The organism is Neorhizobium vignae (genome assembly GCF_000732195.1).
Lineage (GTDB): Bacteria > Pseudomonadota > Alphaproteobacteria > Rhizobiales > Rhizobiaceae > Neorhizobium > Neorhizobium vignae.
This window is the reverse complement of sequence record NZ_JNNU01000029.1, coordinates 1-11766: the sequence shown is the minus strand read 5'-3', so window position 1 is coordinate 11766 and position 11766 is coordinate 1. Positions and strand designations below refer to the sequence as shown.

The following is an 11766-nucleotide window of genomic DNA, read 5'->3' as shown; positions in this document are numbered from 1 at the left end:
ACCTCAGGCCGGCTGGTAGCGGAAAAAATCCATGCGGGTATCGCCGAACGTCCGGCTCTCCAAAAACTTGAAGACGGCATCCACGGAAGGATTGATGTCGGCCCGCTCCTCCAGAATGGCAAGGGCTCCGGGCGCGAGCCAGCCGCCGGCATGGGCCGAAAGCATGGCGCCCTCGCCGAGCCCCTGGCCATAGGGCGGGTCGGCGAACAGGAAATGGAACGGCTCGATATTATTGGCCGTGCCGAGCTTTGTGGCATCACGGCGCAGGATGCGCGCCCGGCCATGCAGGCCGAGACTGTCGATATTCTCCCACAACAGGCCCCTGCCCTCGACGCCGTTCTCGACGAAGAGCGCACTCTTGCAGCCGCGCGACAACGCCTCCAGCCCGACAGCGCCGGTGCCGGCGAAAAGGTCGATCACCCGGCCGCCATCCAGTGCCTGCGGATAGACGTGGCCGATGATGTTGAACAGGCTTTCACGCGTCCGGTCGATGGTCGGCCGGATGTCGCTTGTTTTGGGCGTGGCCAGAGACCGACCGCGAAATTCACCACCGACGATCCGCACTGCGCGTTACCCTCTCGGCGTGCGCGGCTTGCCGCCGGCCGGGCGTCCGCCCGAGGCGGGCCGGCCACCAGGCTTGCCCCCGGGCTTGCCACCGGCACCCGCCGGCTTTCCGCGGCCGCCGGAAGGCTTTCCGCCAAAGCTCTTGCCGCCGCCCGGCTTTGCTCCGAACGGCTTTCCACCGCGCGGCCTGTCGCCGGCAGGCCGATCACCTGCGGGACGATCACCACGCGGCGGCCGATCCGAAAACGGCCGGTCGCTGCGCGGACGCTCGGAGCGCCCCTCGCCTGCGGAGAAGGACCGTGCGGGACGCTCTCCGTCCTCGCGCGGTTTGCGGTCGCCGAATGGACGTTCGCCTCTGGGCTTGTCACCGAAGGAGCGTTCGCCCCTCGGCTTGTCGCCAAACGGACGGTCTCCACGGGGCGGACGGTCACCGGAAGGACGCTCGCCGCGCGGGCGCTCGGAACGGCCTTCGCCGAAGGAGCGCGCAGGACGATCACCATCGGCCCGTGGCTTGCGGTCAGCAAACGGGCGGTCGCCGCGAGGTTTGTCGCCGAATGGGCGGTCGCCACGCGGACGTTCCGAGCGAGCCTCGCCGGAGAAGGACTTGGTTCGGGGACGCTCGCCACCTTCGCGCGGCTTGCGTTCGCCGAATGAGCGCTCACCCTTGGGCTTGTCAGCGAAGGGACGATCACCGCGGGGCGGGCGATCACCAGAGGACCGCTTATTGCCGAAATCGCCCTTCTCCGGCTTGTCAGGACCGTCGGCGCGGATCCAGTCGCTGTCCTCCTGGGCGCGGTTGACGATAACCGGCCGGTCGTTCTGAGGCGTGGGCTTCTTGAAAAGCTGCTCGGCCTCGGCACGGGCGGAAAATTTGCGGGTCTTGTTTTCGGTGGTCGGGCGGGCGCCAGGCGCCATCCAGACATTGGCGGTGCGGCTGGTGCCCATCGGCGGACGCTTCTTCGGCCGGTCGTCCTCGTCCTCAGCGCGACCGCCGAACGGCTTTGCGCCGCGCGGCTTGTCGGCGAACTTGCGGTCGTCGCGCTTGGTATCCAGACGGCCGAGCGCCTTTTCGCGCCGGTCCTCCGGCTTGCCGGCGCGCGGACGGTCGCTCCGCTCCGGTCTTGCCGCCCATTCCGAGTGCTCGGTGCGGGCCGAGCGTTCGGCGCGGACGGGTTTCTCTTCATCGTCAGCGCCGGTCTCGGTGTAGATCGGCGCATCGAAATTCGCCTTGGATTCCTCGATGAGGCGCGGCCCGAGCTGGTCGCGCAGCATGCGGCCCCGCACTTCCACCACCTCGCCTTCCGGCAGGTCCCCGAGCTGGAACGGTCCGTAGGAAATGCGGATCAGGCGGTTGACCTCGAGGCCAAGCGCGCCGAGCACGTTCTTGATCTCGCGGTTCTTGCCTTCGCGAAGGCCCATTGTGATCCAGGAATTGCTGCCCTGGGTGCGGTCGAGCGTCGCATCGATCGAGCCGTAGAGCACGCCTTCGACGGCGATGCCCTCCTTCAGCTTGTCCAGTTCCTCCTGCTTGATCTCGCCATGGGCACGCACGCGGTAACGGCGCAGCCAGCCGGTGGTCGGCAGTTCCAGCACCCGCGACAGGCCGCCATCGTTGGTCAGCAGCAGCAGGCCTTCGGTATTGATGTCGAGGCGGCCGATGGAGAGCACCCGCGGCAGGCCTTCGGGCAGGTTGTCGAAAACGGTCGCGCGGCCTTCCGGATCGGAATTGGTGGTCACCAAGCCGGCCGGCTTGTGATAGAGCCAGAGGCGGGTGCGCTCGATGCCGCGGATCGGCATGCCGTCCACCTCGATCTTGTCGGCGAGCGTCACGTTGACGACCGGGGTATCGAGGACCTTGCCGTTCAGGCTGACCCGGCCTTCCATGATCATCCGCTCGATATCGCGGCGCGACGCGACGCCGACGCGGGCGAGGATCTTGGAGATGCGCTCGGGCTTGCCTTCGGCCTCCATGGTTTCGGGTGCCGGCGGCAGCTTGCGGACGGGCTTTGCCGCCTTTTCAGCGCCGCTCTTGGCCGCGGAGCCCTTCCTGGGCGCAAGGCCTTCCTTGGCGGAAAAGCCCGCCTTGCCGCCAGCGCCGGCCTTCGGAGCGGCTCTTGGTTTGGTTTCGCGAACGAAAGTCTTGCCTTCGCCGCGCTTCGGCTTGTCTTTGGAATTCATTTGTTGTTTGCCTGAAGCGTGATGTCTACGGAGCGATCCGGACATTCTTGTTCGTGTTGACTGAGATGGATTCGTGCCCGCAGCCGGGCGTCCAGTTGGATGCTTCCTACCAGTTCGCGCGATCCGGGTTAAGAGGAAATCGCCGAAATGCCTAATACCGATGGGTTCATGGACGCAGCCCTTGCGGAAGCCAGAGACGCGGCCGCCCGCGGCGAGGTTCCGATCGGTGCGGTTCTGGTCGTCGACGGCGTTATCGTCGCCCGGTCCGGAAACCGGACCCGCGCCGAAAACGACGTTACCGCCCATGCCGAAATCGCCGTCATCCGGGATGCCTCGGCCGCCCTTGGACAGGAGCGGCTGTCAGGTGCCGACCTCTACGTGACGCTCGAACCCTGCACCATGTGCGCGGCGGCGATCTCGTTTGCGCGCATCCGGCGGCTCTATTACGGCGCTGAAGATCCGAAAGGCGGCGCGGTGGATAACGGCGTGCGCTTCTTTGCCCAGCCGACCTGCCATCATGCGCCGGAAGTCTATTCCGGCCTCGGCGAAAGCGAGGCCGCGATCCTGCTCACCCGCTTTTTCAGATCGAAAAGAGAGAACTAAGCCAGGCTTAGAAGAGCTTCCACCAGTCGCTGCCCTTCTTGGCTTCCGCGGCTTGCGCCTTCCGGCGCTTTTCCTTCTGGCTTTCGGGCTCGCCGACATCCGACAGGGCAGCCGCATCCGCCGAACGGAACTCCGCCGGCGGCTCGGCGAGCGAACGACGGCGTCCGGTGACGCTGACGGTCTCGGCGTTTTCCTTGGCCTTGCGGAAGGCTTCCCACTTTTCCGTTTCGGTCATCTGACCGGCCTGGCCGCTGCCCGCGAGCAGCGGTGAGCGATAGTTGGGATCGTTCTCGTGAGCCGCCGCTTCGTCACGCAGACGCTTGCGGGTTTCTTCCGGAGATTCGACCCAGTTGGGGTTGCTTTCGCGACTCGCCAGCGATTGCTGGGGTGTCGGCAGCGTCTGGTCCTGACCCTTGGCGACAACCAGCGAAGGACGCGGATTGTATTTCAGGCTCGCTTTGGCTTCGGCGCTCTTGCCGCCCAGCGAGACGGACTGACCGAGGTCGTCGGTCAGCTGTTCCATGGCTGTCTTGTCGGTACCGTATGTCGGGCCGCCGATGCAGCCCGAAAGGGTCAATGTCGAGGCGAGGACACCGGCCACGCCCATGCCGACACGAAACGCATATGTCGCTTTCATCAAAACCCTTCCAGCGGCGCCCGTCCTGACGCCTCAGACACAACTAAACGCCTGATGGCCGGAAAATCCGGCCAATTTCAGGCGGTTTTACCGGATGATTGCTCAAAGCGCAATCATCCGGTGACTTTCAACCATCAAAGCCGGCCGAGGGCGGCCAACTCGTGCAATGCGGCAGCGTCACGCGCCGACACATCCGGATAGGCAGGATCGGAGCCGACATCGGTCGTCACCCGCCATGAGCGGGCGCATTTGGTGCCTTCGGCGAGCTTCGGGTCGACCGCGACGGCCTGCACTTCCGGCAGACGGAAGGCGCTCTCCGGCCCCTCGCCCGCAACGATCGCGATGCCCGACGTGATGCAGGTCTCTTCGAAATCCTGGCCTTCCAGCGCCTTCATCAGCTCCGGATCGTTGACATAGACGACCGGTGCGGCCTCCAGCGAGGAGCCGATCCGCTTGTCCTTGCGTTCGATCTCGAGCGCGCCTGTGACAACCGAACGCACCTTGCGGATCTGCGCCCACTTTTCGGCGACCGCATCGTTTTTCCATTCCGTCGGAACCGTCGGGAACTGCTCGAGATGGATCGAGACGGCGTTCGGATTGCGCGACAGCCACGATTCCTCGGTGGTGAACGGCAGCATGGGCGCAAGCCAGGTCACCGTGCACTCGAAGATCTTGCGGATGACGGCGAGAGCCGCACGACGGCGCAGCGACGACGGGGCGTCGCAATAAAGCGCATCCTTGCGGATATCGAAGTAGAAGGCCGACAGTTCGATATTGGAGAAATCGATCAGCGCCCGGGCGATCTTCTTGAACTCGAAGGCGTCGTAGCCTTCGCGCACGAGCTTGTCGAGCTCGGCCAGGCGATGCAGCATCAGCTTTTCGAGCTCCGGCAGGTCGGCATAGGCGATCTTCTCGCCCTCGTCATGGGCGAGCGTGCCGAGCATCCAGCGGATCGTGTTGCGCAGCTTGCGATACGCATCGACATTGGTCTGGATGATCGTCTTGCCGAGGCGCTGGTCTTCCCAATAGTCGGTTGTCATCACCCAGAGGCGCAGGATATCGGCGCCGGCATCCTTCATGACGTCCTGCGGCGCCACGACATTGCCGAGCGACTTCGACATCTTCTGGCCCTTCTCATCCATGGTGAAGCCATGGGTGACGACCGTGTCATAGGGCGCCCGGCCGCGAGTGGCGGCGGATTCCAACAGCGAGGAATGGAACCAGCCGCGATGCTGGTCGGAGCCTTCGAGATAGACGTCGGCCGGCCATTTCAGGTCCGGACGGTCCTCCAAAGTGAAGGTGTGCGTCGAACCGGAGTCGAACCAGACATCGAGGATGTCCATCACCTGGGTCCAGCCTTCGTTGGCGCGCGAGCCGAGGAAGCGCTCGCGAGCACCTTCGGCGAACCAGGCGTCGGCACCTTCGAGGTCGAAGGCTTCGAGGATGCGCTTGTTGACCGCTTCGTCCTGGAGGATTTCCCCCTGCTCGTCGACAAAGACGCAGATCGGCACGCCCCAGGCGCGCTGACGGGAAAGCACCCAGTCCGGGCGCTGTTCGATCATCGCGCGCAGGCGGTTCTGACCGGCTGATGGCACGAAACGGGTGTCGTCGATGGCTTTGAGCGCCCGCGAGCGCAGCGTGGTGCCGTCGGCGAGATCCTTGTCCATGTAGACGAACCATTGCGGCGTGTTGCGGAAGATGATCGGCTTCTTCGACCGCCACGAATGCGGATACTGATGCTTCATCCGGCCGCGGGCAAACAGCGCGTTGCGCTCGATCAGCGCCTTGATGACGCGGTCGTTGGCATCGCCCTTCTTGCCGTTGTCGTCCATGACGCGGGCACCCTCGAAACCGGGGGCGTCGGCCGTGTAGAAGCCGCCGTCATCGACCGTGAAGGGGATTTTCGACGAGATGCCGCGGGCTTCGAGATCGCGGGCGGCGGATGTCCAGGCGTCAAAGTCCTCGCGGCCGTGCCCGGGGGCCGTGTGGACGAAACCGGTGCCGGCATCATCGGTGACGTGATCGCCGGCGAGGAGCGGGACGGCGAAATCGTAGCCGCCACCGAGGCCCTTGAAGGGATGGGCGCAGACGATCGCCGCCATTTCGTCAGCCGAAAGGTCGCGGAGACGCTTGTATTGGAGCTTGGCCTTGACGAAGCTTTCTTCAGCCAGCTTATCTGCGAAGATCAGCTTCTCGCCCGGACGCGGGCCGAAATCGTTGGCGGCCTCGGTAACCTCGTAGAGACCATAGGAGATCTTTGGCGAATACGAGATTGCACGGTTGCCGGGGATGGTCCACGGCGTTGTCGTCCAGATGACCACTGAGGACCCTAGCAAATCGGACTTACCAGATTCCCTTTCAGCTTCCACCATCATAACCGGGAACTTCACCCAGATCGTATCGCTCTCGTAATCGTGGTACTCGACCTCGGCCTCGGCCAGCGCGGTGCGCTCCACGACCGACCACATGATCGGCTTCGAGCCGCGATAAAGCTGACCGCTCTGGGCGATCTTCAGCAGCTCGCCGGCGATGCGGCTTTCCGCGTGAAAATTCATCGTCAGATACGGGTTTTCAAAATCGCCGACGATGCCGAGCCGCTTGAACTCTTCACCCTGGACCTTGATCCAGCCGGCGGCGAATTCCCGGCATTCCCGGCGGAATTCGTTGATCGGAACCTCGTCCTTGTTCTTGCCCTTGGCGCGATAGGCTTCCTCGATCTTCCATTCGATCGGCAGGCCGTGGCAATCCCAGCCCGGAACATAGTTGGAGTCATACCCACGCATCTGGAACGAGCGTGTGATGACGTCCTTCAGGATCTTGTTCAGCGCGTGGCCGATATGGATGTTGCCGTTGGCATAGGGCGGGCCGTCATGCAGCACGAATTTTTCGCGGCCCGTGGCGGAGGCACGGAGCTGCTTGTAGAGGTCCATCTGCTGCCAGCGGGCAACCAGTTCCGGCTCCTTCTGCGGCAGGCCTGCACGCATCGGGAAATCGGTTTCGGGCAGATAGAGGGTTTTCGAATAGTCGAGCTTTTCGGCGGTATCGGTCATGGGAGCAATCGTCCTGGCGCCGCGACGGGGCGCATCTCGATGAAAATTCGCTGGCGGAAGGCGCTCATGAAGCGCCAAAAACCCGGACCCTCCGGCCGCTCTTACAGCGCGCGGAAGGCCGGGCCTATAATTCGAATGATCTGGGCCAGCCGGAATTTTTTCATGGTGGCGGTTCTTAAGGGTTTTTGCGGCGGAAAGGAAGGGGCAAAACCAAGATGTCGTCCTAGACTTTCAAACTCCCGGAGACTATATCTGACTAGCTGACCAGTCGGAGGTTTTCATGCCGGGCAAGCCCATCGCTCACGACAATAGCTGGAAGCTGGAGGATGCCAAGGCACGCTTCAGCGAAGTGGTGAGGCGCGCGCATAGCGAAGGCCCCCAGCGGGTGACCGTGCGGGGTCGCGACAGCGTCGTCGTGATCAGCACGGAAGAGCTGGAGAGGCTGACCAGAGCCACACCTAAGAAATCCTTCGTGGAATTCATGGAAGGCCTGGGGCTGGACACGCTGGAGCCGGAGCGGGAAGCGGATCGCGGCCGGGATATCGAGCTGTGATCGGCTGGCTGCTGGATACCAATGTCATCGCTGCCCTGATCAACCCGAACGGAGCACCCTCCGTCAAACGGTGGGCCGCCGGACAAAATGAAGACCGTTTCTTCATCAGCATCCTGACCCTCGCGGAATACGACAAGGGCATCGAGAACCTGCCGGCGGATGACGAAAATCGCTATCGTTATGCCGCAGCCCGTGATGCGCTCGAGGACAGATTTGCCGGACGGACCCTTTCCGTCAGCGACGCGATCGTCAGGCGGTGGGGCGCTATATCCGGAAGGGTGAAGCAGGCGGCCAGCCATGCGCCGCCAGTAATCGATACGCTGTTTGCCGCGACGGCGATCGAGCACAATCTCTATCTCGCCACCCGCAACGTGAAGGATACCCGCGCGTCAGGCGCTGCGATCTTCGATCCCTGGCAGGACGACCCCGAGCGGTTTCCGCTGAGACGCCGCTAATTCCTCAAAACGCGATCTTGGCGTCCACTTCGCCAAGTGGCCTCACGCCGGAAAGCAGCCCCCGCGCCTCTTCCTCGTCGCGTTTGATCTGGGCGACCAGGGCGTCCAGCCCGTCGAATTTCAGTTCGTCGCGCAGGTGGCCGAAGAAGGAGACGGAACAGGTTTCGCCGTAAAGGCTGCCGGAAAAGTCGAAAAGGTAGGTCTCGAGCAGGGGCGCACCGTTTTCCGTCACCGTCGGGCGGCGGCCGTAGCTGGCGACGCCATCGAAAAGCGTGCCGTCGGGGCGGCGGAAGCGGACGGCGTAGATGCCGGCCTTGAGTTCGGCCTCCGGCGGCAGCTGCATATTGGCGGTCGGGAAACCGAGCTGGCGGCCGAGCTTTTCGCCGCCGATCACGTCCGCCTCGACCGTATAGCGATAACCGAGCAGGCCGGCCGCGGCGGAGACATCGCCCTCCGCCAGCAGATCGCGGATACGGCTGGACGAGATCACCTCGGCATTTTCGTCACGGAAGGCATCGACCAGCTGCACGTTGAAACCGTGCTTGGCGCCCGATGCCATCAGGAAGGCCGGGCCGCCTTTCCGGTCCTTGCCGAAATGAAAGTCGAAACCGGTGACGACGGCGCTGGCTGATAGCCAATCCACGAGAATGGTCTGGATGAATTCTTCCGCCGAGCGGGTCGCGAACTCGCGCGTGAAGGGATATTCGATCACCGAGCGGAAACCCATGGCTTCCAGCAGGCGAGCCTTGAGCGGTGCCGGGGTCAGGCGGAAGACCGGTTCTTCCGGACGGAAAACGGTGCGCGGATGCGGCTCGAAGGTCAGCACCAGGGCGGGTACGCCGCGCTGTTCGGCAAGTGCCAGCGCACGCTCCAGGACGCTGCGATGGCCGCGATGCACGCCGTCGAAATTGCCGATGGCGATGACGCCGCCCTTCAGTTCCTCGGGCAGCGGTTCCTTCTTCTCGTTGCGGTGGAAGACAGTCATGCGCGGGTTCCGGTTCAGGCCAATTCAGGCCCTGGGGGCTATGCGAGGCGTGGCATCCAGTATTTCGGCGCGGCATTTTCCCGCTTCAGCCAGGCGTTGAGGATTGCCTCGTCGGTCTGGCCGTTGACGGTGTATTCCGCGACATGAATGCCCGCGCTGATATAAAGCAGGTCGAGGCCGTATGCGAGCGCGCCGCGCACGTCGGTCGGCATGCCGTCGCCGATCGCCAGCACGCGGTTCATCGGGAAATCGCCGCGCACTTCGCGGGCGGCTTCGATCGTCGCCTCGTAGATCGGACGGTGCGGTTTGCCGGCGACGCGGGTCTTGCCGCCGAATTCCTCGTAATAGGCCGCCACCGCACCGGCGCAGGGGATGATCTTGTGGCCGCGCTCGACGACGAGATCCGGGTTGGCGCAAATGAAAGGCACGTCACGCTTGGCAAACGCCGCCAGCATGTCGGTATAATCTTCCGGTACTTCCTTCTCGTCGTCGAAGAAACCGGTGCAGACGATGCATTCCGCCTCGTCGGCGGAGACCACCTCGACGCCGAGCCCGTCGAACAGGTTGAGGTCGCGTTCGGGACCGATCAGGAAGACCTTTTTCGGGCCGTCGACGATCAGGTGCTGGGTGACGTCGCCGGATGTGACGATCCGGTCATAGGTGCCGTCGGGTACGCCGAGCGTGCGCATCTGCTCGATGACGCCGGGTGCCGTGCGCGGTGAATTGGTGATCAGCACGACGGTGGCGCCGGCGTCGCGGGCCGCGGCGAGTGCCTTGCAGGAATGCTGGAAAGCCTCGACACCGTTGTGAACCACACCCCAGACGTCGGAAAGGATCACGTCGTAGTCGCCGATCACCTCGTTCAGATTGCCGATGCGCTTTGCCATGTAACCTTCCCATCTCGCGAGTCCCGGGTCACATGACAAACCCGGTTCAGGATTACAAGAGATATTCGGGAGAAAAGCCGCGACCGCCTCGGCGCATTTGTAACCGCATACTGCCCTCCAACGCGCCAGCGCCTTTCTTCCACCAAAGTCCGGTGCAACATGCCGACCTGCCCGGAGAGGCTGCCTAAACCGAAGACCCCGATGCGGCCGGTAACGGCCGTCAGTTCCGCCAGGCGCAGGCGTGGCCCAGCATCCGTAATCGTTAAGCGTATTTTCCATGAGTTCCGAGCCGTCCCGAAAATTTTACGGCCGTTCTTGACTCATCCGCCGGGCACCCTTATCTCGACGCGGCTGGCACTCTCCAAACGGGAGTGCTAACAGCACCGAGATACGGGTTTCCACCCGTCCATGTCATTTGATCGAGGGATTAGACAATGGCAAGCACCAATTTCCGCCCCCTTCACGACCGCGTCGTTGTTCGTCGCGTCGAATCCGAAGCCAAGACCAAGGGCGGCATCATCATTCCTGATACTGCCAAGGAAAAGCCGCAGGAAGGCGAAATCGTCGCCGTCGGCACCGGCACCCGCGACGACAAGGGCAACATCACCGCGCTCGACGTCAAGGCAGGCGACCGCGTCCTGTTCGGCAAGTGGTCCGGCACCGAAGTCAAGCTCGACGGCGAAGACCTTCTGATCATGAAGGAATCCGACATCATGGGCATCATCGGCTGATTTCAGGCCGGTTGCTCTTCATTCGAAATCGCTGACACCCCTTTTCAGGAGTTATCAAAATGGCAGCCAAAGAAATCAAGTTCGGCCGTACCGCGCGCGAAAAGATGCTGCGCGGCGTCGACATTCTCGCTGACGCAGTCAAGGTAACGCTCGGCCCGAAGGGCCGCAACGTCATCATCGACAAGTCCTTCGGCGCTCCGCGCATCACCAAGGACGGCGTATCGGTCGCCAAGGAAATCGAACTTGACGACAAGTTCGAGAACATGGGCGCCCAGATGGTCCGCGAAGTTGCTTCGAAGACCAACGACATCGCCGGCGACGGCACCACAACGGCTACCGTTCTTGCCCAGGCCATCGTTCGCGAAGGCAACAAGGCCGTTGCAGCCGGCATGAACCCGATGGACCTGAAGCGCGGCATCGATCTCGCCGTTGCAGACGTCGTCAAGGATCTCCAGGCCAAGGCCAAGAAGATCTCCACGTCGGAAGAAGTCGCACAGGTCGGCACGATCTCCGCAAACGGCGACAAGCAGGTCGGTCTCGACATTGCTGAAGCCATGCAGAAGGTCGGCAACGAAGGCGTCATCACGGTTGAAGAAGCCAAGACCGCCGAAACCGAGCTCGAAGTCGTCGAAGGCATGCAGTTCGACCGCGGCTACCTGTCGCCCTACTTCGTCACCAACCCGGAAAAGATGGTCGCCGACCTCGACGACGCTTTCATTCTCCTCCACGAGAAGAAGCTCTCGAACCTGCAGGCGATGCTCCCGGTTCTCGAAGCCGTCGTCCAGACCGGCAAGCCGCTCCTGATCATCGCTGAAGACGTCGAAGGCGAAGCTCTTGCAACGCTCGTCGTCAACAAGCTGCGTGGCGGCCTCAAGATCGCTGCCGTCAAGGCTCCGGGCTTCGGCGACCGCCGCAAGGCCATGCTCGAAGACATCGCCATCCTCACGGGCGGCACCGTCATCTCCGAAGACCTCGGCATCAAGCTCGAAAATGTCACGCTCGACATGCTCGGCCGCACCAAGAAGGTCTCGATCTCCAAGGAAAACACCACCATCGTCGACGGCGCCGGCTCGAAGGCCGACATCGAAGGCCGCGTTGGTCAGATCAAGGCTCAGATCGAAGA

Annotated in this window: 11 protein-coding genes; 5 read left to right on the top strand and 6 right to left on the bottom strand. The window is 63.2% G+C overall.

Going from position 1 to position 11766, the window contains the following annotated elements; genetic code table 11:
* Window positions 1-3: 3 nt before the first annotated feature.
* Window positions 4-564, bottom strand: coding sequence for a 16S rRNA (guanine(966)-N(2))-methyltransferase RsmD (rsmD, locus tag GQ59_RS27905; RefSeq protein ID WP_037087680.1), 561 nt, complete (start codon window positions 562-564; stop codon window positions 4-6).
* A gap of 6 nt (window positions 565-570) precedes the next feature.
* Window positions 571-2742 (bottom strand): pseudouridine synthase, encoded by a 2172-nt coding sequence (locus GQ59_RS27900; RefSeq protein ID WP_051904243.1) that lies wholly within the window; start codon window positions 2740-2742, stop codon window positions 571-573.
* A 147-nt stretch (window positions 2743-2889) separates the two neighbouring features.
* On the opposite strand from GQ59_RS27900, the gene GQ59_RS27895 reads away from it, so the two are divergent.
* Window positions 2890-3345 carry a nucleoside deaminase gene (locus GQ59_RS27895; RefSeq protein WP_037087678.1) on the top strand — a complete coding sequence of 152 codons (456 nt, stop codon included), beginning with the start codon at window positions 2890-2892 and terminating at the stop codon, window positions 3343-3345.
* A gap of 7 nt (window positions 3346-3352) precedes the next feature.
* On the opposite strand, the gene GQ59_RS27890 is transcribed toward GQ59_RS27895, so the two are convergent.
* Both GQ59_RS27890 and ileS read right to left on the bottom strand, forming a co-directional pair.
* Complete coding sequence (locus GQ59_RS27890) at window positions 3353-3982, bottom strand: hypothetical protein (protein ID WP_037087676.1); 630 nt, start codon at window positions 3980-3982, stop codon at window positions 3353-3355.
* A 134-nt stretch (window positions 3983-4116) separates the two neighbouring features.
* Window positions 4117-7032: an isoleucine--tRNA ligase gene (ileS, locus tag GQ59_RS27885; RefSeq protein WP_037087675.1), complete on the bottom strand. Its 2916-nt coding sequence runs from the start codon at window positions 7030-7032 to the stop codon at window positions 4117-4119.
* 280 nt (window positions 7033-7312) lie between these two features.
* On the opposite strand from ileS, the gene GQ59_RS27880 reads away from it, so the two are divergent.
* Together GQ59_RS27880 and GQ59_RS27875 are read left to right on the top strand one after the other, a co-directional pair.
* Entirely contained in the window at window positions 7313-7585 is a 273-nt protein-coding gene (locus GQ59_RS27880) for a type II toxin-antitoxin system Phd/YefM family antitoxin (protein ID WP_037087660.1), read from the top strand.
* Window positions 7582-8040, top strand: a complete 459-nt coding sequence (locus GQ59_RS27875; RefSeq protein ID WP_037087646.1) for a type II toxin-antitoxin system VapC family toxin — start codon at window positions 7582-7584, stop codon at window positions 8038-8040. The genes GQ59_RS27880 and GQ59_RS27875 overlap by 4 nt, the downstream gene beginning before the upstream one ends.
* 4 nt (window positions 8041-8044) lie before the next feature.
* Here GQ59_RS27875 and GQ59_RS27870 read toward each other — a convergent pair whose 3' ends face one another.
* On the bottom strand, window positions 8045-9025 hold the full coding sequence (locus GQ59_RS27870) for a bifunctional riboflavin kinase/FAD synthetase (protein WP_037087632.1): 981 nt from the start codon (window positions 9023-9025) through the stop codon (window positions 8045-8047).
* 38 nt (window positions 9026-9063) lie between these two features.
* Window positions 9064-9912: a TIGR01459 family HAD-type hydrolase gene (locus tag GQ59_RS27865; RefSeq protein WP_037087617.1), complete on the bottom strand. Its 849-nt coding sequence runs from the start codon at window positions 9910-9912 to the stop codon at window positions 9064-9066.
* A gap of 434 nt (window positions 9913-10346) precedes the next feature.
* On the opposite strand from GQ59_RS27865, the gene groES reads away from it, so the two are divergent.
* Entirely contained in the window at window positions 10347-10643 is a 297-nt protein-coding gene (gene groES, locus GQ59_RS27860; protein WP_007752582.1) for a co-chaperone GroES, read from the top strand.
* A 59-nt stretch (window positions 10644-10702) separates the two neighbouring features.
* Window positions 10703-11766: chaperonin GroEL (gene groL, locus GQ59_RS27855; RefSeq protein ID WP_037087615.1), on the top strand; the 1064-nt coding region annotated here is incomplete at its 3' end.